27 protein-coding genes are annotated in these 25146 nt (G+C 71.8%); 11 read left to right on the top strand and 16 right to left on the bottom strand.

The annotated features are described in order from the left end of the window. Nucleotides 1–34 precede the first annotated feature (34 nt). Both ACIO1C_RS03155 and ACIO1C_RS03150 read left to right on the top strand, forming a co-directional pair. Nucleotides 35–1564 carry an APC family permease gene (locus ACIO1C_RS03155; protein ID WP_401858046.1) on the top strand — a complete coding sequence of 510 codons (1530 nt, stop codon included), beginning with the start codon at nt 35–37 and terminating at the stop codon, nt 1562–1564. Between the two features lie 20 nt (nt 1565–1584). Then, nucleotides 1585–3153: a GMC family oxidoreductase gene (locus ACIO1C_RS03150; protein WP_401857815.1), complete on the top strand. Its 1569-nt coding sequence runs from the start codon at nt 1585–1587 to the stop codon at nt 3151–3153. Between the two features lie 109 nt (nt 3154–3262). Here the strand turns inward: ACIO1C_RS03150 and ACIO1C_RS03145 are convergent, their stop codons facing one another. From ACIO1C_RS03145 to ACIO1C_RS03115, 7 genes are all read right to left on the bottom strand, one after another. After that, nucleotides 3263–3457, bottom strand: a complete 195-nt coding sequence (locus ACIO1C_RS03145; RefSeq protein ID WP_161312375.1) for a hypothetical protein — start codon at nt 3455–3457, stop codon at nt 3263–3265. Nucleotides 3458–3577: 120 nt separating this feature from the next. Then, nucleotides 3578–4462, bottom strand: a complete 885-nt coding sequence (locus ACIO1C_RS03140) for a phosphatidylinositol-specific phospholipase C/glycerophosphodiester phosphodiesterase family protein (protein WP_401857812.1) — start codon at nt 4460–4462, stop codon at nt 3578–3580. 211 nt (nt 4463–4673) lie between these two features. Continuing rightward, nucleotides 4674–5825 (bottom strand): acyl-CoA dehydrogenase family protein, encoded by a 1152-nt coding sequence (locus ACIO1C_RS03135; protein ID WP_401857809.1) that lies wholly within the window; start codon nt 5823–5825, stop codon nt 4674–4676. Then, nucleotides 5822–7006, bottom strand: a complete 1185-nt coding sequence (locus tag ACIO1C_RS03130) for an acyl-CoA dehydrogenase family protein (protein ID WP_401857806.1) — start codon at nt 7004–7006, stop codon at nt 5822–5824. Before ACIO1C_RS03130 ends, ACIO1C_RS03135 begins: the two co-directional genes overlap by 4 nt. Continuing rightward, a complete protein-coding gene (locus tag ACIO1C_RS03125; RefSeq protein ID WP_401857804.1) occupies nt 7003–8049 on the bottom strand; it encodes an NADPH:quinone oxidoreductase family protein in 1047 nt (348 codons plus the stop codon). Before ACIO1C_RS03125 ends, ACIO1C_RS03130 begins: the two co-directional genes overlap by 4 nt. 103 nt (nt 8050–8152) lie before the next feature. Further along, nucleotides 8153–8737: a helix-turn-helix domain-containing protein gene (locus ACIO1C_RS03120; protein WP_401857802.1), complete on the bottom strand. Its 585-nt coding sequence runs from the start codon at nt 8735–8737 to the stop codon at nt 8153–8155. A gap of 60 nt (nt 8738–8797) precedes the next feature. Beyond that, nucleotides 8798–9091, bottom strand: a complete 294-nt coding sequence (locus tag ACIO1C_RS03115) for a DUF5133 domain-containing protein (protein WP_401857801.1) — start codon at nt 9089–9091, stop codon at nt 8798–8800. Between the two features lie 165 nt (nt 9092–9256). On the opposite strand from ACIO1C_RS03115, the gene ACIO1C_RS03110 reads away from it, so the two are divergent. Continuing rightward, entirely contained in the window at nt 9257–9955 is a 699-nt protein-coding gene (locus ACIO1C_RS03110) for an NADPH-dependent F420 reductase (RefSeq protein ID WP_401857798.1), read from the top strand. Between the two features lie 24 nt (nt 9956–9979). Here ACIO1C_RS03110 and ACIO1C_RS03105 read toward each other — a convergent pair whose 3' ends face one another. Next, entirely contained in the window at nt 9980–11281 is a 1302-nt protein-coding gene (locus tag ACIO1C_RS03105) for an alpha/beta fold hydrolase (protein ID WP_401857795.1), read from the bottom strand. A 196-nt stretch (nt 11282–11477) separates the two neighbouring features. On the opposite strand from ACIO1C_RS03105, the gene ACIO1C_RS03100 reads away from it, so the two are divergent. The 3 genes from ACIO1C_RS03100 to ACIO1C_RS03090 all read left to right on the top strand — a co-directional run bounded on the left by ACIO1C_RS03100 (nt 11478) and on the right by ACIO1C_RS03090 (nt 14439). Further along, a complete protein-coding gene (locus ACIO1C_RS03100) occupies nt 11478–12449 on the top strand; it encodes an acetylxylan esterase (RefSeq protein WP_401857793.1) in 972 nt (323 codons plus the stop codon). A gap of 67 nt (nt 12450–12516) precedes the next feature. Beyond that, a complete protein-coding gene (locus ACIO1C_RS03095; RefSeq protein ID WP_401857790.1) occupies nt 12517–13443 on the top strand; it encodes a M56 family metallopeptidase in 927 nt (308 codons plus the stop codon). A 93-nt stretch (nt 13444–13536) separates the two neighbouring features. Next, entirely contained in the window at nt 13537–14439 is a 903-nt protein-coding gene (locus ACIO1C_RS03090) for an ABC transporter permease (RefSeq protein WP_401857787.1), read from the top strand. Here ACIO1C_RS03090 and ACIO1C_RS03085 read toward each other — a convergent pair. Continuing rightward, nucleotides 14366–15100 carry a GNAT family N-acetyltransferase gene (locus ACIO1C_RS03085; protein ID WP_401857784.1) on the bottom strand — a complete coding sequence of 245 codons (735 nt, stop codon included), beginning with the start codon at nt 15098–15100 and terminating at the stop codon, nt 14366–14368. The genes ACIO1C_RS03090 and ACIO1C_RS03085 overlap by 74 nt on opposite strands. 174 nt (nt 15101–15274) lie before the next feature. Here ACIO1C_RS03085 and ACIO1C_RS03080 point away from each other — a divergent pair, with 174 nt between their 5' ends. The 4 genes from ACIO1C_RS03080 to ACIO1C_RS03065 are packed head-to-tail and all read left to right on the top strand — an operon-like array spanning nt 15275 to nt 19170. Next, nucleotides 15275–15505, top strand: coding sequence for a hypothetical protein (locus ACIO1C_RS03080; RefSeq protein WP_401857782.1), 231 nt, complete (start codon nt 15275–15277; stop codon nt 15503–15505). A gap of 52 nt (nt 15506–15557) precedes the next feature. Continuing rightward, on the top strand, nt 15558–16379 hold the full coding sequence (locus ACIO1C_RS03075) for a hypothetical protein (protein WP_401857780.1): 822 nt from the start codon (nt 15558–15560) through the stop codon (nt 16377–16379). Nucleotides 16380–16438: 59 nt separating this feature from the next. Further along, the gene (locus tag ACIO1C_RS03070; protein WP_401857777.1) at nt 16439–18364 is read left to right on the top strand and encodes a fumarate reductase/succinate dehydrogenase flavoprotein subunit; all 1926 of its coding nucleotides are present in this window, start codon (nt 16439–16441) and stop codon (nt 18362–18364) included. Then, a complete protein-coding gene (locus ACIO1C_RS03065; protein ID WP_401857775.1) occupies nt 18361–19170 on the top strand; it encodes a succinate dehydrogenase/fumarate reductase iron-sulfur subunit in 810 nt (269 codons plus the stop codon). Before ACIO1C_RS03070 ends, ACIO1C_RS03065 begins: the two co-directional genes overlap by 4 nt. A gap of 56 nt (nt 19171–19226) precedes the next feature. Here ACIO1C_RS03065 and ACIO1C_RS03060 read toward each other — a convergent pair whose 3' ends face one another. From ACIO1C_RS03060 to ACIO1C_RS03050, 3 genes are read right to left on the bottom strand one after another with little or no spacing between them, the layout of a single operon-like run. Continuing rightward, entirely contained in the window at nt 19227–20093 is an 867-nt protein-coding gene (locus ACIO1C_RS03060; protein WP_401857772.1) for a haloalkane dehalogenase, read from the bottom strand. A 22-nt stretch (nt 20094–20115) separates the two neighbouring features. Further along, complete coding sequence (locus ACIO1C_RS03055) at nt 20116–20580, bottom strand: MarR family winged helix-turn-helix transcriptional regulator (RefSeq protein WP_401857769.1); 465 nt, start codon at nt 20578–20580, stop codon at nt 20116–20118. 35 nt (nt 20581–20615) lie between these two features. Beyond that, the gene (locus ACIO1C_RS03050; protein ID WP_401857766.1) at nt 20616–21158 is read right to left on the bottom strand and encodes a TetR/AcrR family transcriptional regulator; all 543 of its coding nucleotides are present in this window, start codon (nt 21156–21158) and stop codon (nt 20616–20618) included. 93 nt (nt 21159–21251) lie between these two features. On the opposite strand from ACIO1C_RS03050, the gene ACIO1C_RS03045 reads away from it, so the two are divergent. After that, entirely contained in the window at nt 21252–22160 is a 909-nt protein-coding gene (locus ACIO1C_RS03045) for a TIGR03564 family F420-dependent LLM class oxidoreductase (RefSeq protein WP_401857763.1), read from the top strand. A gap of 4 nt (nt 22161–22164) precedes the next feature. Here the strand turns inward: ACIO1C_RS03045 and ACIO1C_RS03040 are convergent, their stop codons facing one another. The 4 genes from ACIO1C_RS03040 to ACIO1C_RS03025 form a co-directional block, all read right to left on the bottom strand. Then, nucleotides 22165–22434: a DUF6059 family protein gene (locus ACIO1C_RS03040; protein WP_401857760.1), complete on the bottom strand. Its 270-nt coding sequence runs from the start codon at nt 22432–22434 to the stop codon at nt 22165–22167. Nucleotides 22435–22643: 209 nt separating this feature from the next. Beyond that, on the bottom strand, nt 22644–23474 hold the full coding sequence (locus tag ACIO1C_RS03035; protein ID WP_401857758.1) for a DUF1684 domain-containing protein: 831 nt from the start codon (nt 23472–23474) through the stop codon (nt 22644–22646). Further along, nucleotides 23471–24010 carry a flavin reductase family protein gene (locus tag ACIO1C_RS03030; protein WP_401857756.1) on the bottom strand — a complete coding sequence of 180 codons (540 nt, stop codon included), beginning with the start codon at nt 24008–24010 and terminating at the stop codon, nt 23471–23473. Before ACIO1C_RS03030 ends, ACIO1C_RS03035 begins: the two co-directional genes overlap by 4 nt. Further along, nucleotides 24007–25143 (bottom strand): LLM class flavin-dependent oxidoreductase, encoded by a 1137-nt coding sequence (locus ACIO1C_RS03025; protein WP_401857753.1) that lies wholly within the window; start codon nt 25141–25143, stop codon nt 24007–24009. Before ACIO1C_RS03025 ends, ACIO1C_RS03030 begins: the two co-directional genes overlap by 4 nt. Nucleotides 25144–25146 lie beyond the last annotated feature (3 nt).

Raw genomic sequence — 25146 nt, 5'->3', positions numbered from 1 at the left:
GGGCCCGGCGCCCGGGACGCGGACCGCCCACGAGATCCAGAGCCAGGACGACGACGACTCGCTCTCCGCGTTCGGCTACAAGCCGGAGCTGAAGCGGACCCTCGGCAACTTCCACACCTTCGCCGCCGGGATCAGCTACATCTCGATCCTGACGGGCACCTTCCAGCTCTTCAACTTCGGTGTGCGCTTCGCGGGTCCCGGTTACTGGTGGTCCTGGCCGATGGTCTTCCTCGGCCAGTTGATGGTGGCGCTGTGCTTCTGCGAGCTGGCCGCGCGCTATCCGGTGGCGGGGTCGGTCTACAACTGGTCGAAGAAGCTGGGCGGTCCGCACATCGGCTGGCTCGGCGGCTGGATGATGGTGACGGCCACGATGGTGTCGCTCGCCGCGGTGGCGCTCGCGTACCAGGCCACACTGCCGCAGATCTCGGGGACGTTCCAGTTCATCGGGGACGGCAGCGGCAAGACCGACGCGGCGAAGAACGCGGTCCTGCTCGGCTCGGCGCTGATCGTCTTCACCACGCTGATCAACGCGTTCGGCGTCAAGCTGATGGCCAGCATCAACTCGGCAGGGGTGATGGTGGAGTTGATCGCCGCCGTCGTCCTGATCGGACTGCTGGCGGCGCATGTGGCCCGCGGGCCCGGCGCGATCGTGCGGACCGACGGCTTCGGCACCGGCGAGACGCTCGGTTACTTCGGCGCCTTCCTGACGGCGTCACTCGCCTCCGCGTATGTGATGTACGGGTTCGACACGGCCTCCTCGCTGGGTGAGGAGTCCCTCAACCCCAGCCGCAACGGGCCGCGCGCGATCCTGCGGGCCCTCGTCGCCTCGTTCCTCATCGGCGGGCTCATCCTGCTCTTCGCCCTGCTGTCCGTGCCGAACCTCAGGTCCCCCCAACTGTCGGCGGACGGGCTCCAGTTCGTGGTCCTGTCCACCCTCGGGTCGACCATCGGGCAGATCGTGCTGTGGTGTGTGGTCGTCGCGATCACCGTCTGTGAACTGGCCGTGCACGCCGCCGGGATCCGGCTGGCGTTCGCCATGGCCCGCGACAACGCCCTGCCCGCGTCCGGGCTGCTCTCCCGGGTCAGCCCGCGCTTCCAGACCCCGGTCCTGCCCGCGATCGTCATCGGGCTGGTCGCGATCGTCATCCTGGTGATCAACATCAATCAGCCGCAGATCTTCTCGGTGATCACCAGCATCGCGATCATCATGATCTATGTGGCCTATCTGCTGGTCACCACCCCCATGCTGATCCAGCGCCTGCGGGGGGACTGGCAGCCCGCCCCCGGGCGGTTCTCGCTCGGACGGTTCGGGCTGCCGGTCAACATCCTGGCCGTGGTGTGGGGCCTGGCCATGTCGGTAAACCTCGCCTGGCCGCGCAGCGCCGTGTACAACGCCGCACCGCCGCACCACTGGTACCTGGAGTGGGGCGCCTTCCTGTTCGTCGGGATCGTCGGGGGCGGTGGCTTCACGTACTACTGGCTGGTCCTGCGCAAACACACCGGCGTGCTGGAGGCGCACCGGTCGGTGACGCCGGACCCGCCGGCGCCCACTCCCGCCCCCTGAGTTCCCCTTTTGGAGAAGCCATGTCCGCACAGACCAGTGATCCCGTGCGCGCGTACGACTACGTGGTGGTCGGCGGCGGTACGGCCGGGGCCGTCATCGCCGCCCGGCTGACCGAGGACCCCGGCGTGACGGTCTGTGTCCTGGAGGCCGGCCCGTCGGACGTCGGCGACCCGGACGTCCTGCGGCTCGACCGGTGGATGGCCCTGCTGGAGTCCGGCTACGACTGGGACTATCCGGTGGAACCCCAGGAGAACGGCAACAGCTTCCTGCGGCACGCCCGCGCCAAGGTCCTCGGAGGCTGCTCCTCGCACAACTCCTGCATCGCCTTCTGGGCACCGGCCGAGGACCTCGACGAATGGGCGGCCCTCGGCTGTACGGGGTGGAGCGCGGCCGACTGCTTCCCGCTGTACCGGCGGCTGGAGACGAACGACGCGCCCGGCGACCACCACGGCCGCTCGGGGCCGGTGACGATCCGTACCGTCCCGCCCCACGACCCCTGCGGCGCCGCCCTGTTGGCGGCCTGCGCCGAGGCGGGCATCCCCACCACACCGTTCAACACCGGGCGGACGGTGGTGCGCGGGGCGAACTGGTTCCAGATCAACGCCCGGGAGGACGGCACACGTTCGTCCGCGTCGGTGTCGTACCTGCACCCGGTGATGGGCGAGCGGCCCAACTTGGACGTCCGTACGGGACTCCAGGCGAAGCGCCTGCTGTTCGACGACAACCGGCGCTGCACCGGGGTGGAGTACCTGGAGCCCGACACCGTCCACAGCGGCGCGGTGACGGCGCGGCGCGAGGTGATCGTGTGCTGCGGGGCCGTCGACGGGCCGAAGCTGCTGATGCTCTCCGGCATCGGTCCCGCCGACCACCTCCGGGACAACGGGGTGGAGGTACTGGTCCACTCCCCCGGCGTCGGTTCCCATCTCCAGGACCATCCGGAGGGCGTGATCATGTGGGAGGCGAAGCGGCCCATGGTGGACTCCTCCACGCAGTGGTGGGAGATCGGGATCTTCGCGGACACCGAACCCGGCCTGGACCGGCCGGACCTGATGTTCCACTACGGCTCCGTGCCGTTCGACCTGAACACCTACCGGCGCGGCTATCCGACGGCGGACAACGCGTTCTGTCTCACCCCGAACGTGACCCGGGCGCGGTCGACGGGCACCGTGCGGCTGCGGAGCCGGGACTTCCGCGACAAGCCGAAGGTCGATCCGCGGTACTTCACCCATGACCACGACATCCGGGTGATGACGTACGGGCTGCGGCTGGCGCGGGAGATCGTGGCGCGGGCGCCGATGGCGGAGTGGGCGGGCAAGGAGCTGGCCCCCGGGCACGGCGCCCGGTCGGACGACGAGTTGTTCGCGTACGTCCGCGAGACCCACAACACCGTCTACCACCCGGCGGGGACGGTACGGATGGGGGCCGCCGACGACCCGGACTCGCCGCTCGACCCGCGGCTGAGGGTCAAGGGGGTGACGGGGCTGCGGGTCGCCGACGCGTCCGTGATGCCGTTCCTGCCGGCCGTCAATCCGTGCATCACGACGATGATGATCGGTGAGAAGTGCGCGGACCTGATCAAGGCGGGCTGATCAAGGGGGACTGATCAAGGTGGCCCGACCGGGGCGGGTGCCCCGGCCGTGGGGCGCGCCCAGGGAGGGTCCCTGTGGATCACGCCGGATCACGCCGGATCAGGCCGGATCAGGGCCTCAGGTCGCCCACCACGTTCGCCGTGGCGGAGATCCCCTCCGTGATGCTCGGCGCCATGCTCGTGCCCGCCAGGAAGAATCCGAGCAGGACACAGGTCACGGCGTGTGACATCTTCAGCCCGCCGGTGCGGACAAAGATCACCGCGAGGACCACCAGCAGCAGCACCAGTGAGATCGAAATAGCCATGGCCAACCTCCTCCGCCGCAGCGCGATTGCGGCATTCGGCCGCCAGTGTGGCGGAGGAGACGGTCCTGACGGCCGACCGGCGTGTCCGCCGAACGGGTGATTGACCTGGGGTGACCGTGATTACTTACGGTTGTTCCTGAGGAACTGTTCGAGGCCGGCCAGGTCGTCCGTGTTGAGGTGGTCGACGCCGGCGGACAGCAGTTCGGTCCATACGGCGTCCCGGGCCGGCCCCGGCAGGTCGGGCGTGCTCCAGAAGCGCACCCGCTGACCGCGCCGGTGGGCGGTGTCCACGAGGGCGCGGAGCGTGGCGCGTTCGGCGGTGGGGATCGGGCCGGCGCCGGTCCAGCCGAACGTCTGGGTCCAGTTGGCGCTGATGAGCGGGACGAAGTCGGCGCCGGCCGCTGTCCCGAGGTCGTCCAGGCGGCCGTCGTAGAAGGCGTGGCGCACGCGCTGCGCCTCCATCGGGACACGGGCGGCCCGGTCGCCGGAGATGACTGGGGTGACCGCGCCGGGGCGCACCACGCCGTACGCGTAGGTGCTCAACAGTGAGCGGTAACCGGTCAGTTGGCGGTGCAGTTCGGCGTAGGCGGCGGCGCCGTCGTTCTTGATGTCGACGAGGAGTTGTACGGGCCGGTGGTAACCCCGGTACACGGAGCCGTGGTTGGCCCGGACGCGTGCGCGCAACGGGTCGAGGTAGAGCGAGCGCAGCGTACGGGTCGGGTCGAGGTCCGTCGCCTCGTGGGCGACGAGCAGGTCGCCGCCGACGAGGAAGATGTCGGCCTCGACGCTGGTGAAGCCGTGGTCCAGCGCGTCGTGGAGGGGGCGGGGGTGGAGGTAGTCGTTGTGGGCGTGGGCGTGGGTCAACGGCCGTGGCCCGGGGCCGGTCCGGGGTGTGTCCTTCTCCGTGGCGGCGGGTGCGGCGTGCGCGTACGCGGGGGCCGCGACCACCGCCGTGAGGGCGGCGGCGAACGTGCTGACGGCTCTGCGGCGCGTGGTGAGGGGCATGGGGGCTCCGTGGGGACGCGGTGGGGCGCGGTGGGTCGGTCCCGGTGAGTATCGGCTCCCGCGGCGGGGCGGAAAACGCGGAGCGTGAAGTGTTCGGCCGCTCGACAACTGCCCGTCGCGCGCGCTTCGATCGCGGCCGGCGGCGGGGCCCGGCGGTGTGAACCGGAGCGCGGGGGCCGGAGGGGCCGTTCCCGCGCTCCGGGTCGGGGTGTCAGCGAGGTGCCGGGAGGTTCGTCAGCCGCGAGAGGGTCTGCTTGTGGTGGCCCGGGGTGCCCAGGGCGATCTCGTCGGACTTCGCCCGCTTGAGGTAGAGGTGGGCGGGGTGCTCCCACGTCATGCCCGTACCGCCGTGCAACTGCACGCACTCCTCGGCCGCGTGGACCGCGACCCGCCCCGCGTACGCCTGCGCGACGGCCACGGCGAGCGGTGCGCCGGGGCTGCCGGTGGCGAGGGCGTCGGCCGCGTTGCGGGCGGCGGCGCGGGCCGAGACGACCTGGAGCCACAGCTGCGCCATCCGGTGCTTGAGCGCCTGGAACGAGCCGATGGGGCGGTTGAACTGGTGGCGCTCCCTGGTGTGCCTGACGGTTTCCTCCAGGCACCACTCGGCGATCCCGAGCTGTTCGGAGGCGAGCAGTCCGGCCCCGGCCAGCAGCCCCCGGCGCACGGCGGCGCCGGCCGTCGCCGCGTCGGCGATCCGTTCGCCCGCGCCGGGGTCCACGGTGACGGTGGCGAGCGGGCGGGTCAGGTCGAGGGGCGTGAGGGGATCGACGGCGACGCCCGGCGCTTCCGTACCGACCGCGTACAGGCCGTCGTCCCGCAGGACGAGCAGGACGTCGGCGCGTGCGGCCTCCGCGACACCGCCGACCGGTCCGGTGCCGGTGGGGAGGGGCGCGTCGGGCGCGGTGGCGAGGGGTACGGCGAGCACGGCGACCCGGCCGCCGGTGGCGAGGGACTCCAGCAGGCCGGCCACCACCGCGCTGCCGGTGTCACAGGCGAGGAGCGTCTCCGTGGCCACCACCGCACCGGTCAGGAAGGGCGCGGGCGTGACGTACCGGCCCAGCTCCTCCAGGACGACGGCGGCCTCCCGGTGGCTCGCCCCCTGGCCGCCGAGCTTCTCGGGGATCAGCAGGCCCGCGGCGCCGATCCCGCCGGCGAGCGCCGTCCACAGCCCGCTGTCGTACGGGTCGCCCGCCTCCGCGCGGACGAGCGCCGCCGGCACGTCGGCGCGGTCGGTGAGCAGGGACCGTACGGCGGCGCGCAGATCGTCCTCGGCCTCGGAGTAGAGCAGGTCGGGTGTGGTGTCGGGCGTCTCGGTGGTCGAAGTTGTCGAGGTCGTCGAAGTCGTCGAGGTCGTCAAAGTCATCGGGCGAGGTCCTTCCAGGCGACGTCCTTGTCGTTGCGCGGCTCGACGGGCAGGCCGAGGACACGCTCGGCGACGATGTTGAGCAGTACCTCGCTCGTGCCGCCCTCGATGGAGTTGCCCTTCGAGCGCAGGTAGCGGAATCCGGCGTCGCGTCCGGTGAAGTCGACCAGCTCGGGCCTGCGCAGGGTCCAGTCGGAGTACAACAGGCCCTCGTCGCCGAGGAGTTCGACCTCCAGACCGCTGATCTCCTGGTTGAGCCGGGCGAAGGCGAGTTTCATGCCCGCGCCCTCGGGTCCCGGTTCGCCCGCGACGAGTTGCTGGCGCAGCCGCTCGCCGGTGAGCCGGGCCACCTCGGCCTCCACCCAGAGGGTCAGGAGGCGCTGGTGCAGGTCGTGGGTGCGCGACCCGGGCCGCTCGCGCCACGTCCGGGCGACCGGTCCGATCATGCCGCCCTCGCGGGGCAGCCGGGCGCCGCCGATGGAGACCCGCTCGTTCATCAGGGTCGTCCTGGCGACGTTCCAGCCCTCGCCGATCCCGCCGAGGCGGTGTGCGTCGGGGATCCGTACGCCCGTGAGGAAGACCTCGTTGAACTCGGCCTCGCCGGTGATCTGGCGCAGCGGCCGTACCTCGACACCGGGATCGGTCATGTCGCAGAGGAAGTAGGTGATGCCCAGGTGCTTGGGCAGGCCGGGATCGGTGCGGGCGATGAGGATGGCCCAGCGGGCGAGGTGGGCGCTGGAGGTCCACACCTTCTGCCCGTCGACGATCCAATCGCCGTCGTCCGTACGGACCGCGCGGGTGGCGAGCGCCGCGAGGTCCGAGCCCGCGCCCGGCTCGCTGAACAGCTGGCACCACACCTCCTCGCCGACCCACAGGGGCCGCAGGAAGCGCCGCTTCTGCTCGTCGGTGCCGTACCGCAGGATCGTCGGCGCGGCCATGCCGAGGCCGATGCCGATGCGCCTGGGGTCGTTGTCCGGTGCTCCGGCGGCGGTCAGCTCGGTGTCCACGACGGCCTGGAGGGAGCGGGGCGCGCCGACGCCGCCGAGCCCGGCGGGGTAGTGCACCCAGGCGAGTCCCGCGTCGAAGCGGGCCCTGAGGAAGTCGGCCCTGTCGGTGGTGGCAGGCGGGTGCGCGGCGAGCAACGCGTGGGTACGGGAGAGGAGTCCGGCGGCGTCGGTCATCGGGGGCCGCCTTCCCGGACCGCTTCCGGTGCCGCTTCCGTCGCTGCTTCCGGTGCCGCTTCCGGTGTCTCTCCCGGGACCGTCTCCGGGATCACGACGATCCGTCCGGTGGTGACGCCGTCGGCGACCCGCTGGACGGCGTCCGCCGCGTCCTTCATCGGCACCCGCTCGCTGATGAGCGGCTTGATCGCGCCCCGCGCGGCGAGCGCGGTCAGCTCCTCGTGGCAGCGCAGGACCGCGTCCGGGTCCTTGGTGGTGTAGAGGCCCCAGTGCAGGCCGAGGATCGTGTAGTTCTTCACCAGCACGTGGTTGAGGGCGGGTGCGGGGACGTCCCCGCCCGCGAAGCCGACCACGACGATCCGGCCCTCGAAAGCGACACACTTCGTGGACTTGGCGTAGGCGTCACCGCCCACGGGGTCGAAGACGACGTCCGCGCCCCGGCCCCCGGTGGCTTCCTTGACGGCGGCGACGATGTCGTCCGTACGGCGGTCGATGACCACGTCACACCCCAGTTCGCGGGCGACGCGCGCCTTGTCGGGGCCGCCGACGACACCGATGACGGTGGCTCCCGCCGCCTTCCCGAGCTGGACGGCGGCGCTGCCGACCCCGCCGGCCGCCGCGTGGACCAGCAAGGTCTCGCCCGGCTGGAGCCGCGCGCGGCGGTGCAGGGCGAACCAGCCCGTCTGGTAGCCGATGTGGAGGGCGGCGGTCTCTGCGTCGTCCAGCGCGCCGGGCGCGGGCAGGACGCCCGCGGCGTCCACGGCCACGTACTCCGCGAAACCGCCGGGCGACAGCCCGGGGTCCGGGGTCGCGATCACCCGGCGGCCGTCCGGCGTCTCGCCGCAGATCTCGACACCGGGGGTGAAGGGCAGCGGCGGGCGCACCTGGTAGTGGCCCCGGCAGAGCAGCGCGTCAGGGAAGTTGATGTTCGCCGCCAGGACCCGCAGCAGGATCTGTCCCTCCCCGGGTACCGGCCGCTCCACCTCGTCGAGCCGCATCACCTCGCGCGGCTCACCGTTCCGGTGCACTCGCCATGCCTGCATACCAGGGCCTCCACACGATGGGCAGTAGCACTACGCTCCGCATACTAAGCGGTCGCTTGCCCACCTGGGAACCGTCTCCCCCGGCCTTCTCCCCGGCCTTCCCTCACGACACCTTCGGCTTGGCCCGTACATGCATCCGCTCGCCCTGCGGCCCGAAGAGGCTCAGGAATTCGACCGGTTCGTCCGCCGCGGGCCCGAACCAGTGCGGTACGCGGGTGTCGAACTCGGCCGCCTCCCCCGCGCCCAGCACCACGTCGTGCTCCCCGAGCATCAGCCGCAGCCGGCCCGCGAGGACGTAGAGCCACTCGTACCCCTCGTGGATGCGCGCCTCGGGCGCCTCGCCGTCGGGCCGGTGCACCACCTTGTACGCCTGGAGCCCACCGGGCCGCCGGGTGAGGGGCAGCATCGTCCGCCCGCCGCGCACGATCGCCTCCGCCCGGATCCGGGGGTCACCGACCCTCGGCGCGCCGACCAGTTCGTCCAGCGGGACCTGGTGGGCGCGGGCCAGGGGCAGCAGCAGTTCGAGACTGGGGCGGCGCAGGCCGGACTCCAGCCGCGACAGGGTGCTCACGGAGATTCCCGTCGCGGTGGAGAGGGTGTTCAGAGTGGCCCCGCGCTCGCGCCTGATCCGGCGCAGCCGGGGCCCCACTTCGTTCAGTACGGCATCGAGGCCCGCGTCGTCGTCCATGCCCCCATTGCAGAAACAGCAAGGGCGTTTGTCAATTCCACCGCTGCGGGAAGGGGGCCGTCAGTCGTGCACGCCCGGCGTGACGGCGTCCACGCCCTCCGGGAAGATCGGGACGGGCTTGATGCGGCGCAGATACGCCTCCGCCTTGATGATCGCCTCGCGTGCGGTGCGCTGGCCCATCAGCACGCACAACGTGTAGGCGACATCCTCGAACCGGCCGCGTGTGGTCGTGTCCAGCGGGTCGGCCAGGACCAGCCGTTCCCAGGCCCGGTAACGGCTCAGCAGATCGGCGACCAGATGCCTGTCCGGCAGCAGCATGTCAACCACCTCCAGCATCGGAGTCGGTGGGGTCATGAGCGGGAGTGATGAGGCGGGTGGGGCCCGCCCACGCACAGCGGTACTCGCGCCCCCGCCTCCCATTCTCCCTCCGCCGCCGCACTTCCGCTCGGCGGCGGAGAAGGGTGCCGTCAGGGAGGGCAGCCGGGGAATACGGCCCGTGCCCCGTCCGCTCGCACATGTATGAGCACTCTTGGACTGATCGGCAGTGGACACATCGGCGGCACCCTCGCCCGGCTCGGCGTGGCGGCGGGCCTCGATGTGGTCCTGAGCAACTCCCGGGGCCCGGAAACCCTCACGGATCTGGTGGCCGGGCTGGGACCGCGCGCCCGCGCGGGGACCGCGAAGGAGGCGGCGGAAGCGGGTGACTGGGTCGTGGTGACGGTGCCGTTGAAGCACTACGACCAGGTGCCCGTGAAGCCCTTGGCCGGGAAAGTGGTCATCGACACGAACAACTACTACCCGCAGCGCGACGGGGCGATCCCGGAGCTGGACGAGGAGCGGACGACCACGAGCGAACTGCTCCAGGGCCACCTTCCGCAGTCGTACGTGGTCAAGGCGTTCAACAACATCATGTTCACGCACCTGGCCTCCCTTGCCAGGCCCGCCGGCGCACCGGACCGTTCGGTCCTGCCGATCGCCGGTGACAACGCCGACGCCAAGGCGACGGCGGCGCGGCTGATCGATCAGCTCGGATACGACACGTTCGACACGGGCGTGCTCGCCGACAGCTGGCGCTTCCAACGCGACACCCCGGCCTATGTGATCCCGTACGCGAAGAACCCGCTGGGCCTGGGCGCGGGCGGGGACGACCCGGGCGCGCCGTTCGACGTGGCGGGCCTGAAGGTGGCCCTGGACGCGGCGAAGCGGCCGGGCAGCTGATCACGGAGGCGCGGGGGCCCGGGTTCAGATCTCGTTACGGGTGAGGGCCAGCAGGCGGTCGAGGACGCGCGGGCCGCTGGTACGGAGCCCGTCGTGCTCGTACTCGTCGGTCACCCAGGTCCGCAGCCCCCGGATCGACCGCGCCGTGCGCAGCGAGTGTTCGGTGTCGACATACATGTCGTCGTGGTACACGGCGGCGGCGACCGGGACCTCGTTGGCGGCGAGGCGGCCGGTGTTGTACAGCGGCTCCCAGTCGGTGCGGGCGGCGAGCAGATCGGCGGTCTCGCGCAGCGGGCGCAGCGCGGGGTCGTTCTCGAAGTTCCACGGGTGGACGCTCTCGCCGGTGAAGTACAGCGGACCGTCCCCGGCCAGGGTGGTGGCGGCGTCGAAGCGGGCGAACTCGCCGCGGGTCCGCTCGGCGGCCCACCCGGTGGGCTCGCCGCCCTGGGCGTAGATGGCCTCGTGGAGCAGCGCGTACAGCGGGTGCGCGGCGTATGAGAGGGCCGCGGCGGCGCCCTCCTGGAAGGCGTCGGAGAGCACCTGGCCGCCTGGCGCCCGTACGAAGGCGTTCTCCAGCAGGTAGTGGAGCTGGTGGCTGCCGTCCGTGCCGCCGAGCAGAGAGCCGAGGGACTGGAAGGCCTCGGGGGTGAGGGTGTAGCCGGTGGGCAGGACGACGGGGCTGTGTCCGGCGAGGTGCTCGGCGATCCGGCGGGCACGGCCGATGTCCTGCGGGTAGCGGGCGTAGTGGGCCTCGACCTTGCGCGCGACACGGGGGTACGCGGCGCGGTAGACCTCGTCCGCCGTCGCGTCCAGGGAGGGCAGGCCGCCGGTGATCAGGACGGTGCGCAGGCCCTCGGGCGCCGCGGAGAGGTAGTGGGTGGCGCAGAATCCGCCGAAGCTCTGGCCGAGGACGGTCCAGGGCGCGTCGCCGGTCAGCCGGGGGCGGATCGCCTCGCAGTCACGGACGATCGAGTCGGCCCTGAAAAGGTCCAGGTAGTCGGCTTGTTCGCGGGGGCCGCCGCGCAGGGGCAGGGTCTGGCGGTTGGCCGGGGTGGAGAGGCCGGTGCCGCGCTGGTCGAGGAGGAGCACCCGGAACTCCTGGAGCGCCCGGCCGAGCCAGGCCTGCCGGCCCACGAACCGGCGGGCGCCGAAGCCGGGGCCGCCTTCCAGGTAGACCAGCCAGGGCAGGTTCTCCCCGGCCTTCGCGCCGGCGACGACCTCGCGGGCGAACAGCTCGATCCGCTCGCCCGACGGGTCGCCGTGATCCAGCGGGACCGTGAAGCGGTGGTCGGTGAGGACAACTCCGGGCTGGGTGTAGCTGGTCACGGACGCTCCTGTTTCTCGATCGCCCCCGCCGGGGCGCTCACGCCCGGGACAGTACCGGGCCCGGCGCCGCACGCGTGCGGCCAGGGGCCCTGGAGGTGCCTCGTGGGCCGGGCCGGATCGGCGGCCTGGTCTTCAACCGCCGCGTCGGCGGCCGTACGGTGTGATCATCGGCCTTTTTCCGACCAAGGTGGTCCGCATGTCCCTGTTCGACCTGCCCCTCGACGAGCTGCGCGACTACCGCAGCTCGTCCACGGAGCCCGAGGACTTCGACGAGTTCTGGGCGAAGACCCTCACCGAGGCGCGTGGCCACGCGCTCGACGCCCGCTTCGAGCCCGTACCGACGGCGCTCAGGACCCTCGACGTCTTCGACGTGACCTTCGCCGGCTTCGGCGGCCACCCGGTCAAGGGCTGGTTCGTGCTGCCCGCGGGGACGCGCGAGCCGCTGCCCGTCGTGGTGCAGTTCCTCGGTTACGGCGGCGGGCGCGGCCTCCCGCACGTCCACCGGCTCTGGGCGTCGGCCGGTTTCGCGCACTTCGTGATGGACACCCGCGGGCAGGGCAGTGGCTGGAACGGCGGCGACACCCCCGACCCCGTGGGCAGCGCTTCCTCGTACCCGGGCTTCCTCACCCGGGGGATCGAGGATCCGCACGCCTACTACTACCGGCGGGTGTACACGGACGCGGTGCGTGCTGTGGAGGCGGCCCGCTCGCATCCGCTGGTGGACGCCTCGCGTACGGCGGCCGTCGGTACGAGCCAGGGCGGCGGGATCACGCTCGCGGTCGGCGGGCTGGTGCCGGACCTGGTGGCCGTGGCGCCGGACGTGCCGTTCCTCTGCGACTTCCCCCGGGCGACGACGCTCACCGACCGCGATCCGTATCGTGAGGTGGGCAACTACCTCAAGACGTACCGGGGCAGGACCGAGCGGGTGGGCCGGACCCTCGCCTACTTCGACGGGGTGCACTTCGCTTCGCGCGGGCGGGCGCCGGCGCTGTTCTCGGTGGCCCTGGAGGACCGTACGTGCCCGCCGTCGACGGTCTTCGGTGCCTTCAACGCCTACGCGGGCGCGGACAAGACGATCGAGGAGTACGACTTCAACGACCACGAGGGAGGCGGCCCGTTCCAGGAGGCCGTCCAGCTGGACTGGCTGCCCGGGCGTCTCACGGCCTGACGGTGTGGCGGTTCGAGGAGGAGCGGTGACTCGCAGAGCCACCGCGTGACACACGAAGGGCCGGCCCGTGCGGATCACTCTCTTCACGCCTTTCGCCGTCAGCGCCGTGCTGGGGGTGGCGGCGCCGTGGGCCGGGCGCAGGCTGCCCCCGAGGATGGCGGCCTGGCTGCTGACGTCGGCCTCGGTGGTGGCGGGCGGCGGCTGGGCGGCGGCGCTTGCGATGCTCGCCTTCACACTCGTCGGGCAGATCCCGCTGGTGGCCGCCGAGGGGCGGTGGTCCCCCGGTGTCCTGGCCGCGAACACCCCGGTCGACCGGTCGGTGGCCCTGGCCTGCGGGGTGGTGCTCACCGGGTGCGCGGTGGCGTTCCTCGTGTCCGCGTACCGCAGGACCCGTACGCTCCTCGGCGCCCGGCGGGAGAGCCGCGCGCTGCCGTCGGGGGGCGAACTGGCCGTCGTCGACGATCCCGTACCCACCGCCTTCACCGTGCCCGGCTCCCCGGGGCGGATCGTGGTCTCCTCCGGCATGCTGCGCGCCCTCGACGCCCGGGAGAGGAGCGCCCTGCTGGCCCATGAGCGGGCGCATCTGCGCCATCACCACCATGTGTTCCTGCTGGTGATGCAGTTGGCGGCGGTCGTGAACCCGCTGCTGCGGCCGGTCGCGGGGGCGGGTGCCTTCGCGCTGGAGCGCTGGGCCGACGAGGACGCCGCCACGGCGGTGGCGGACCGCTCGCTGGTGGCGCGGGCGGTGGCGCGGGCCGCGCTCGCGGCGAAACACGCGCCACGGCACACGCTCGCGGTCACCGGCGGGCCCGTGCCGCAGCGTGTCCGGGCCCTGCTCGCCCCGCCGCCCCGGCTCCGTCACCATCTGGTGGTGGCCCACGCGGTGCTGATGCTGGTGTGCTGCGCCAGCCTGGCGCTGTCCGCCCAGAGCATGGACCACCTCTTCGACCTGGCATCGCCCGCGCACGCGGCCCTGTCGACGGCCGGACGCTGATCTCCTGGTAGTAAGTCCAGGCGCCGGCTCCAGGCCCCGACTCCCGGCGCCGGCCGTGGCCGCCCGTGCCGGGGCGGCTCATAAGGTGAGCGCGTGACTTCGAGCGCGGCTTCCCTCGTACCGGTCAACCTCCCCCTCGGTATCCTGCTCGCCGTCCTGCTCCTGCTGGCGGCGGGCGTCGCGGCCGTCACCCACCTCACCCCCGAGGACGGCCGGAGCCGCTCCCGGGAGATCCTGGTCGCCGGGGTCCGCGCCGCGGTCCAGCTCGCCGCCGTCTCGTTCGTGATCGTCTGGGTGGTGAAGTCGCTCCCGGCGCTGCTGGCGTTCCTGGCCCTCATGTTCGCCGTGGCCGTACGGACCGCGGGCCGGCGCATCACCAGCAATCACACGTGGTGGCTGACGGCCGCGCCCCTCGCCGCCGGGGTGGTGCCGGTGGTCGCGGCTCTCCTGCTGACGGGGCTCGTGCCGCTCAAGGGCATCGCGCTCATCCCGATCACGGGCATCCTCATCGGGGGCGCGCTCACCGTGACCGTGCTCGCCGGACGCCGGTCGCTGGACGAGCTGGCCCTGCGCCACGGTGAGGTCGAGGCCGCGATGGCGCTGGGCCTGCCGGACCGCGAGGCCCGGCTGGAGGTCGTCCGCCCGGCGGCCTCGGACGCCCTGCTGCCGGGCCTCGACCAGACCCGTACGGTCGGTCTCGTCACGCTCCCCGGCGCGTTTGTCGGCGTGCTCCTGGGGGGTGCGAGCCCGCTGGTCGCCGGCGCGGTCCAGCTGTTCGTCCTGATCGCGCTGATGGCCGTGCAGTCCCTCGCGGTCGCGGTGACGATCGAACTGATCGCCCGCCACCACCTCCACCGTCCGGCGCGGGGCGCCGGGGACCCGCCGCCCGGCCCGGTGGGCCGCCGGTCGCGCCCCTGGGCGGTCAGGCGCGGGCGCGCCCGGGATCCCGCCGCCCCCCGGGATCCCGCCGCGCCCCGAGATCCCGGTGCTTCCTGAGATCCTTCCGCAGGATCAGCACGTCGCACGGAGTCGCGAGCAGCCGGGCCGGATACGACCGGGACGCGCCGGGCGTGTCCGTGGCGATCTCGCGGTATCCGGTCTCGCGGTATCCCCTCCGGGTGTACCAGTCGAACAGGAAGTCCTTGGACGGGTGGGACCACGCCCAGGGGACGAGCAGCTCGACCCCCATCTCGGTGAGCCCCTTCCGCCGGCCCAGATCCTCCGCGAAGGCGACCAGATCACGCCCCACCCCGACACCCCGATGGTCCGGCGAGGCCGCGAGCATCCCGAATTCACCTGTTTCCCCGGAGATCCGCCGCACACGGACACAGCCCACGATCCGGCCGTCCACCCGGGCGGCGGCGATCTCTCCCGCCGCGATCATTCCGGCCACTTCCCCGGTGGTCGTCCTTACGGTGCCCTCCGCCCACAGGCCGCTTTCCTCCACCGCGTGGACGTCATTGATCAATTCGGTGAGATCACCGACGAGATGACTGTCGGCCCCGGCCTCGACGGGCAACAGATCCGTTTCGATCTCGGGCGCGCGCATCTCGAATCCTCCCAGGAAGTGGATCGCGAGCAGCGGATCACTGATCGCGGAATTCCGCTCGTGGGCGGGGGCAGTCCGTTTCACACCGGAGGGCGGGTACGCAGTCACCTGGGAAGTGTGCGCCCCGGGCAGTGCCGGTGTGGTGCCGAATGTCTGCCGATGCGGTGTCCGCGACGGAAAAGGGCGTGCGCGAGGTCGTGACGGTCCGCAATTTGAAGCGCATACTCAACTGCTGGGACCGTACATCCCATGCCACCCAAGGCCGTGCGACGGAAGGGTGAGATGTCATCGCAGGACGAGTTGGCAGCTGTCAGGAAACGTCTGGACGACCTCATCCGCACGGTCGAACGGTTGGAGCGCAGCCTCGCCGAGCTGCGTGAACAACGCTCCCCGCCCCCCGCGCCCGGCCGCGTGCCCGACCTCATCCCGATCCCCGACACGCCGTACGACAGCGCGCTCTGGACGGACTCGGACGACGAGGGACTGGGCGTACGCAACCGCCGGGCCCCCTAGAGCGGGCCCGCGGGCCTGTTGTCGGCGGCGTCCTTCTCCCGAGGAGATCTTGTTGGCCACCGGTACGGAACCTCCCCCACTCAGTGCGGGGGTGCGCGGCGCGGGACGTGCCGCCATCGCCGCGCGGCATCTGCGCACGGACCGCTGGTGGCTCGCGCCCGCCGCGACGGCGGCCGGCCTGTTCCTCTTCGTCGTGTACTCGACCTGGCGGGCGTTCGCCAATTCCCACTACTACGCGGCTCCTTACGTCTCGCCGTTCTACTCACCGTGCCTCGCGGACAACTGTCTGACGATGCGTCAAGGGCCCAACTGGGATCTGTTCGGGAGCTGGTGGGGTATTTCACCGGCGCTGCTGATCCTGATCTTCCCGCTCGGCTTCCGGATGACCTGCTACTACTACCGCAAGGCCTACTACCGGAGTTTCTGGGCCTCTCCCCCGGCCTGCGCGGTCGCCGAGCCGCACGCGGCGTACAGCGGCGAGACACGTTTCCCCTTGATCCTCCAGAACCTCCACCGCTACTTCTTCTACGCCGCCCTGCTGGTCGCGGGCATTCTCACGTACGACGCCGTGCTCTCCTTCCGGGACGAGGAATACGCCTGGGGCCACATGGGGCTCGGGAGTGTGATCTTCGTGGTGAATGTGGCGTTGATCTGGGCGTACACCCTCTCCTGCCATTCCTGCCGGCATGTCATCGGAGGGCGGCTGCGGCATTTCTCGAAACATCCGGTGCGCTATCGGCTGTGGGGATGGGTCGGCAGGCTGAATCACCGTCATATGCAACTCGCCTGGGCGTCGTTGATCAGTGTCGCCGCGGCCGATTTCTATGTCTATCTGCTCGCCTCCGGAGCCTTCGCCGATCCGCGCTTCTTCTAGTGACTTCTTCTGGTGACTTCTTCTGGTGACTTCTTCTAGGACAGGGAGAGCCTTCACACATGACGCAACTCGAACGCCGGCAGTGGGACGTCGTCGTGGTCGGCGCGGGCGGCGCCGGGCTGCGGGCCGCCGTCGAGGCGCGCGAGCGGGGTGCCAGGACCGCTGTCATCTGCAAGTCCCTGTTCGGCAAGGCCCATACGGTGATGGCCGAGGGCGGGATCGCCGCCTCCATGGGCAATGTGAACTCCGGTGACAACTGGCAGGTGCACTTCCGCGACACGCTGCGCGGCGGCAAGTTCCTCAACCAGTGGCGCATGGCGGAGCTGCACGCCCAGGAAGCACCGGACCGGGTCTGGGAGTTGGAGACCTGGGGCGCCCTGTTCGACCGTACCCCCGACGGCAGGATCTCCCAGCGCAACTTCGGCGGGCACGAGTACCCCCGGCTCGCGCACGTCGGCGACCGTACCGGGTTGGAACTGATCCGCACCCTCCAGCAGAAGATCGTCTCGCTCCAGCAGGAGGACTTCCGGGAGACCGGCGACTACGAGTCGCGGCTGAAGGTCTATCAGGAGTGCACGGTCACCCGGATCCTCAAGGACGGCGAGCGGGTCGCGGGCACCTTCTGCTACGACCGGGAGACCGGGCGCTTCTTCGTGCTGGAGGCCCCCGCGGTGGTGCTCGCCACGGGAGGCATCGGGAAGTCGTTCAAGGTCACCTCGAACTCCTGGGAGTACACCGGCGACGGCCACGCGCTGGCGCTGCTGGCGGGGGCGCCGCTGCTGAACATGGAGTTCGTGCAGTTCCATCCGACCGGGATGATCTGGCCGCCCTCGGTCAAGGGGCTGCTGGTCACCGAGTCGGTGCGCGGGGACGGCGGGGTGCTGCGCAACGCCGAGGGCAAGCGGTTCATGTTCGACTACATCCCCGACGTCTTCAAGGAGAAGTACGCCAACTCGGAGGACGAGGGCGACCGTTGGTACCACGATCCGGACCACAACCTGCGGCCGCCCGAGCTGCTCCCCCGCGACGAGGTGGCCAGGGCCATCAACTCCGAGGTCAAGGCGGGGCGCGGCTCCCCGCACGGCGGGGTGTTCCTCGACGTGTCGACGCGGATGCCGGCGGAGGCGATCAAGCGCCGGCTGCCGTCGATGTACCACCAGTTCAAGGAGCTGGCGGACGTGGACATCACCACGGAGGCGATGGAGGTCGGCCCCACCTGCCACTACGTGATGGGCGGGATCGCGGTCGACTCGGAGACCGCCGCGGCCCCGGGGGTGACCGGACTGTACGCCGCCGGTGAGGTCGCGGGCGGGATGCACGGCTCCAACCGGCTCGGCGGCAACTCCCTCTCCGACCTGCTGGTCTTCGGCCGGCGGGCGGGACTCCACGCGGCGGCGTACGCCGCGGGGCTCGACGGGCGTCCGGCCGTGCACGAGGGGGAGATCGACGCGGCGGCGGCCGAGGCGCTGCGCCCGTTCAGCGCGGAGGGCGGGGAGACCGGCCTGCCGCCGGAGAACCCGTACACGCTCCACCAGGAACTCCAGCAGGCGATGAACGACCTGGTCGGCATCATCCGGCGCCAGGACGAGATGGAGGACGCGCTGGAGAAGCTGGCCGGCCTGCGCGTACGGGCGCGGCGGGCCGGGGTCGAGGGGCACCGGCAGTTCAATCCCGGCTGGCACCTCGCGCTCGACCTGCGCAACATGCTCCTGGTCAGCGAGTGTGTCGCGCGGGCGGCCCTGGAGCGTACGGAGAGCCGGGGCGGGCACACCCGGGACGACTGGCCGGGGATGGATCCCGACTGGCGCCGGATCAATCTGCACTGCCGGCTGACCGGTCCGCCGGACGGTCCGGCCGCCGGCCCTTCGGCGGGGCGGATCACGCTCACGCGGCACACGACCGAGCCCATACGTCCCGACCTGCTCGCCCTGTTCGACAAGGAAGAGCTGGTCAAGTACCTGGCCGAAGAGGAGTTGCACGAGTGAGCCCGGATGTGAGCCGGAAGGCGGACCCCGAGGTGTCGACGGTGTACGAGGCGGCGTTCCGGGTCTGGCGGGGCGACGCGGCGGGCGGGGAGCTGAAGGACTTCGCCGTCGAGGTGCACGACGGGGAGGTGGTCCTCGACATCGTCCACCGTATCCAGGCCACGCAGGCCACGGACCTGGCGGTGCGCTGGAACTGCAAGGCGGGCAAGTGCGGTTCGTGCAGCGCGGAGATCAACGGCCGGCCGCGGCTGCTGTGCATGACGCGGATGTCCGTCTTCTCGCGCGAGGAGACGATCACGATCACCCCGCTGCGGGCGTTCCCGGTCATCCGCGACCTGGTGACGGACGTGTCCTTCAACTACACGAAGGCGCGGGAGGTGGCGTCGTTCGTACCGCCGCCGGGGGTGGCGGCCGGGGACTACCGGATGCGGCAGGTGGATGTGAACCGCTCGCAGGAGTTCCGTAAGTGCATCGAGTGTTTCCTCTGCCAGGACACCTGTCATGTGGTGCGGGACCACGAAGAGAACAAGACCGCGTTCGCGGGCCCGCGGTTCCTGATGCGGGTGGCGGAGCTGGACATGCATCCGCTGGACGCGGCCGGCGAGTCGGGTGTCGAGCGGAGTGTCACGGCGCAGGACGAGCACGGTCTCGGCTACTGCAACATCACCAAGTGCTGTACGGAGGTCTGCCCCGAGCACATCAGGATCACGGACAACGCCCTGATCCCGCTCAAGGAGAGGGCGGTGGACCGGAAGTACGACCCGCTGGTGTGGCTGGGCAGCAAAATCAGGCGGCGGGGCGAGTAGCGGGGGCGGCGGGCGCGGTACGGCCGCGCTTCCCGCCTCCCGTCAGCCCGCCTCCGTCAGGCCGCGTGGCGCAGTCCGTGCCGGTCCGCCCACGCGGAGAGGGCGGCGGCGATCTCCTCCGGGCGGTCCTCGGGCGCGTGGTGTCCCGCCTCGCCACAGGCGACGGATTCGAGCGCGGCGATGTGGGTCGCGCACCAGTCGGCCAGTTCCTTGCCGATGAGCAGGGTGGGCGAGCCCTCGAAGGTCATGAGGAGCTTCGGTACGTGCGTGCTGGTCGCGAGCCAGGCGTCGAACGCCCTGACGCGGGCGACCAGTTCGGCCGGCTCGCCGCCGACCGGCATCTGGCGCGCCCAGGCGAGGAGGGGACGGCGGCTGTCTCGGGTGGGGTACGGGGCGAGGTACGCGGCGAGGTCCCTCCCGTCCACCGGGGTGAGCACTCCCCCGGTGAACGCCTGCCGGATCATGAGGTCCTGATCGAGCGCCAGCTCCTCCCCGAGGCCGGGGGTACGGAGTCGCTCGAAGCGCTCGCGCGCCTGCGGGGTCAGGTCCTCGTGGGCCAGCGGCTTGACGATGGCCTCCAGGAACGCGATGCCGGCGACCCGCTCCGGGTGCCGGGCGGCCCAGTCGAAGGCGAGCGCGCCGCCCCAGTCGTGGCCGATCAGGACGACGCGGTCGAGTCCGAGGGCGTCGAACCAGGCGTCGAGGTAGCGGGCGTGGTCGGCGAAGCGGTAGGGGAGGTCGGGTTTGCCGGAGCGGCCCATCCCGATGAGGTCGGGCGCGAGGAGCCGTCCCTGGCCGGCGCGGGGCAGGACGTTGCGCCAGACGTGGGAGGAGCCGGGGTTGCCGTGGAGGAACACGAAGGGTGTTCCGCTCCCCGAGTCCTCGTAGTGGAGGGTCGAGTCGAGCACGGGTGTCGAGGGCATGTCGGGGTCCTTCCGCCGGATGTCAGTACGGAGGTTCGAGAGGCGCGTCCAGGAGGGCGGTCAGGTCGCGCACGAACGCGGTCGTACGGAAGTCGTCCCGGCCGCCCAGGGGGGCCAGGAGGCGGTCCATCAGCGCCTGGACGGTGTCCATGGCCGGACGTACGGCCTCACGCCCGCTCTCCGTGAGGGTGAGCCGCACCGCGCGGGAGTCCTTGGCGTCACGGACCCGCTCGATGAGCCCGTCGGCCTCCAGCGCGCGGGCCAGCTTGGAGACGTACAGGGCCTCCAGGCCCGTGTGATCGGCCATCTCGCGCTGGCTGGGGCGCAGTCCGGCCTGCCGCATGCCGTACAGCGAGGACAGCAGGGCGTACTGGGCGTGCGTGAGCCCCATCGGCGCGAGCGCCCGGTCGACGGCGACGCGCCACTTGGTGGAAAGCCGCCAGACCAGATAGCCGGGGGTGGGTCCGTGCGATCCCTCACTGCTCATAAATATAGCGTACATGGCTACTATAGCCATGGCTATCAATTCGGTCGGGAGCCGGCCGGGGGACGAAGGCCGTCGAGCATCACACGTGTCATCGGGTCGTCGAAGCGGGCGCCCGGGCGGCAGACCATGACCTGTATCAGGTCGACGATCTCGTCCGGGGAGAGGTCGCGGCGCAGGGCGCCCTCCTCCTGGGCGGTGGTCACGGTCAGCCGGAGGACGTCGTCGAACTCCCCTTGCAGGTGGGTCAGTTCGGGGCTGACGACCGGTGCCTCCGCGAGGGACTTGACCAGGGCAAGGGGCAGGCCCATGCAGTGCCCGACAATGCCGGTCAGTACGGGGCCGCGCGGGCCCTCGGCGTCCGTGGCGACGCGGCTGAACGCGAGCAGGTCCCGCAGCGCGTCGGTGGCGATGCCCAGCAACAGCGCCTGACGGTCGGGGAAGTGGCGGTAGATCGTGCCCACCGCCACCCCGGCCTCGCGGGCGATGCGCTCCATGGGCACGTCCGCGCCGTACCCGGAGAGCATGCGCAGGGCGGACGCGACGATCAGCTCACGGTTGCGCCTGGCGTCCGACCGCATGTCCGGGACCTCTCCGTCAAAGTGAATGAGGCATTCATCTTACGGTACAGTCCTGACCCGTAACATGAAGCCGGGATTCACCTTGGAGCGGCCATGCGCGTAGGGATCTTCGTCAACACCGAGCAGAGCACGCTGGACACCATCCTCGGCCGCGTCGCCGACGCGGCCGGGGCGGGGCTCGACAGCGCCTTCTTCCCCCAGTACGGCTCGTGGGACGCCCTCACCCTGGTGGCCCTCGCCGGGCAGCGGGTGAGCGGCATCGACCTGGGCACCGCCGTCGTACCGACCTACCCCCGCCACCCGCTCGCGCTGGCCGGGCAGGCGCTCACCGCCCAGGCGGCGGCCGGGGGCCGGCTGACCCTCGGCGTCGGTCCGAGCCACCGGCCCGTCGTCGAGGGGCAGTACGGGCACTCGTACGACCGCCCCGCCGACCACGTCCGCGAATACCTCACGGCGCTGCGCCCGCTGCTGCGCGGCGAACCGGCCGACCACCACGGCAGGACCCTCACCGCGGTCGGCCGGGTCGACGTGCCCGGCGCGGCGGAGCCGTCCGTGCTACTCGCCGCGCTCGGCCCGAGGATGCTGCGCCTCGCCGGTGAACTCGCCGACGGCGTGGTCACCGTGTGGACCGGCCCCGACGCGGTCGCGGAGCGGATCCGGCCGCTCGTCACCGACGCGGCCTCGGCCGCCGGGCGCCCCGAGCCGCGCGTGGTGGTCACCGTCCTGATGAGCGTGACGGCCGACCCCGACCGTGTCCTGCGCGACATCGACGAGCGGTTCGGCGGCGCGGCCCGGCTGCCCAACTACAAGGCGCAGTTGGAGCGGCAGGGCAGCACACGGCTCAGCGAGACCGTCGTCGCCGGGGACGAGGCCACCGTCGAGCGGGCGGTCCGGCGCTACGCGCGCGCGGGCGCGACGGAGTTGGTGGCCAGTGTCGTCGGCGACGCGCGGGAGCAGCTCCGTACGATGGAACTCCTCGCCGCTCTGCGCGGCTCGGTGTGAGCGGTCAGTCGCCGGACAGTTCCGCGCCACGGGCCCCGAGCAGCTGCCTGCGCAGCATCATCTCGGTCTCGCTGAGCGGGACTTCGGGGCACAGCCGCTCGGGATGACCCGGCGCCGGGCCCGTCAACCGCTGCGGTCCGGGCGGGGCGGGGGGACTCGGCAGCGTCTGTGCGGTGGGGGAAGGGGGCAGCGGGGGGACGTAGACCCAGAGGTGCCCGAAAGCGACCAGCGCGTTAACCGCGGACCGCAGGCACCGGGCCAGAAGGAGACGCATACGGGGAGGATGCCCCCGGTCACCGATACCACGCCAGGGGTCTGACAGGACTGGCCGGTTCCGCTCAGGCCCGGGCCGCGCGACCGGAGTTGTATACGACGGGTCCGTCCCTCGCCGCCCGCCACAGGCATCTCTTCTCGCCGGTCGTGGACGGCCTCACCCCGGCGTGAGGGGTGAGGCCGTCCACGAGGCATCCGCGGGCTGGTGGCCTACTGTCCCCCGAGCCGTTCGTGGGGGATCTTCTCGCCGGCCTCGACCGCGACCGGCAGGCGGTTCTCCGCCGGGGGGAGCGGGCACGTGGCCAGGTCGGTGTACGCGCAGGGCAGGTTGGTCGCCCGGTTGAAGTCGATGCGCACCGCGCCCTCGGCGTCGGGGGCCGCGACGGCGACCGTACGGTTCGCCGCGTAGGTCGTGACGCCGGACGTGGCATCGGTGAAGAGCACCAAGAGGCTGCCGGGGTCGCGGCCGTTGAACGCGGTCAGCCGGTGCGTCCCGCCGTCCAGATCGAACTCGACCTGGCCCGGGGAGTCGTACACGTGCTGGAGCCCCTCGACGGCCGCGCCCACCGTCACCGCGCGGGGTGTCTCGTACGGCACGTAGCGACCCGTACGGACCCAGCGCGGGTCGGGCTCGTACGTGGGAGCGGGGACGTGGGCGGCGAGCAGTTCGCTGTCCGGGTGGCGGGGGCGCACGATGTCGTGGCCGCCGCGCTTGGCGACCTCGATCACGGCGTCGCCCGCCCCGGCGTACACGCTGGCGCGTTCGGCGAGGGCCCCGAAGCTGTACGTGCCGTGCACCGCCGTGCCGTCGACGGTCAGCTCCTCGCCCTCGTCCAGCTCCACCCGTACGCCGTCCGCCGTGGTGGACCACGCGCCGGGCGCGTCGGGGAACCTGGCCGGCTCGGCGTCCAGCCAGCGCAGGCTGGTGACCGCGAGGAAGCCGTGCGGATCGGCGAGCACCCGCTCGTGCGCGTCACGCCACTGCCGCCACTCCTCGGCAAAACGTGTCCGGTCGACCCGGTCGATGTCCTGGACCGTCACAGGGACTCCCTCAGATTCTCTTCGAGGCGCCGGAAACCTCCGGCATGGAAGACCAGCGGGGGCACCCCGTGGTCGGCGTCCAGCTCGTGGATGCGCAGCAGGACGATGTCGTGGTCACCGGCTTCGATGTGCCGCTCGACGGTGCAGTCGAACCACGCGCTCGCGTCCTCGATCAGCACCGCCCCGTCGCCGGTGGCGCGCCAGTCGAGGCCGGCGAACCGGTCTCCGTCGCGGGAGGCGAGCCGCCGGCAGGCCCGTTCCTGGTGGGCGCCGAGCACGGAGACCCCGAGCCGCGCCCGGTCGCGCAGCACGGGCCAGGTGGTCGAGCTGTGGGCGACGCACACCGAGATGAGCGGCGGGTCGAGGGACACGGACGTGAACGAGCTGGCGGCGAGGCCCACCGGCCGCCCGTCCACGAGCGCCGCGACGGCCGTGACCCCGGTGGGGAAGGTCCCGAAGACCTTCCGCAGGTCCGCCGGGCGCAGACCGTGGCGTTCGGGCCGCTGTTCGAGGCACTGGGCGGGGCGGGAGCTCATCGCCGGCCCCATTCGCCGGCCAGCAGTTCGTAGCTGCGGACCCGGTCCGCGTGGTCGTGGGTGATGGTGGTGACGATCAGCTCGTCGGCGCCGGTGGCGTCGCGGAGGATCTCCAGCTGGTCGGCGACCTGTTGCGGCGAGCCGACGAACTGGGTTTCGAGGCGGTCGGCGACCAGGGTCCTGTCCGCGTCGGACCAGACGTGGGCCCTGGCCTCCTCGGGCGTCGGGAACGGGATGGCGCCCTCCCCGCTGCGGATGCTGCGCACCCACAGGCCGTAGCCGGTGGCCAGTTCGCGCGCGGTGGCCTCGTCCTCGGCGACGACGACGTCGGCGGAGACGCTGACGTAGGGCAGGTCCAGCTCGGCGGAGGGCTTGAACGCCGCGCGGTACCCCTCGGCGGCCTCCAGCACGCTGGCCGGGCTGACATGGTAATTCGCCGCGAACCGCAGGCCGTTGGCGCCCGCGACCTGGGCGCTGATGCCCGCGCTGGTGCCGAGGATCCAGACCTGGAGGTCGGCGCCCTCACCGGGCACGATGTGGGCCTCGACGCCCTCGCCGGTGGCGTACGTGCCGCCGAGCAGGGCGAGGATGTCGGCTATCTGCTCGTCGTACGGCGGGGATTCGGCGCCCGGCTGCTGGAGCAGCTTCTTGTGCAGCGCGAAGAGCGGGGAGCGCAGCAGGTGTTCGAAGGAGAACGGGGCGGGGATCCGCAGCCCGTTCGGGGTACGGCCGTCGACGACGGGGGTCGCCGCGACCGGCGGGACCTCCTTGGCGGGGAGGGCTCCTCTGCCCCCGGAGCGGCCGAGGCCGAGGTCGAACCGGCCCGGGTACACCGTGTCGAGCAGGCCGAACTCCTCGACGGTGGACAGGGCGGTGCGGTGTCCCAGCTGGACGGCGCCCGACCCGAGCCGGATGGTGGAGGTCGCGGCGGCGGTGAGGGCGAGGACGACGGCCGGGGAGGTGCCCGCGACCCCGGGGTTGAGGTGGTGCTCGGCGAACCAGTACCGGGCGTAGCCCAGGCGTTCGGCGTGCTGGGCCAGGTCGACGCTGTTGCGCAGCGCCTGGGCCGCGGTGGACCCGGAGGAGATCGGGACGAGGTCCAGGACCGCCAGGGGTGTGCGGTGGGGGGCCATGAT

Origin of the sequence: Streptomyces sp. NPDC087420 (genome assembly GCF_044744165.1) — a bacterium.
Lineage (GTDB): Bacteria > Actinomycetota > Actinomycetes > Streptomycetales > Streptomycetaceae > Streptomyces.
The sequence above is the reverse complement of the archived record's forward strand: the minus strand, read 5'-3'. Positions and strand labels throughout refer to the sequence as shown.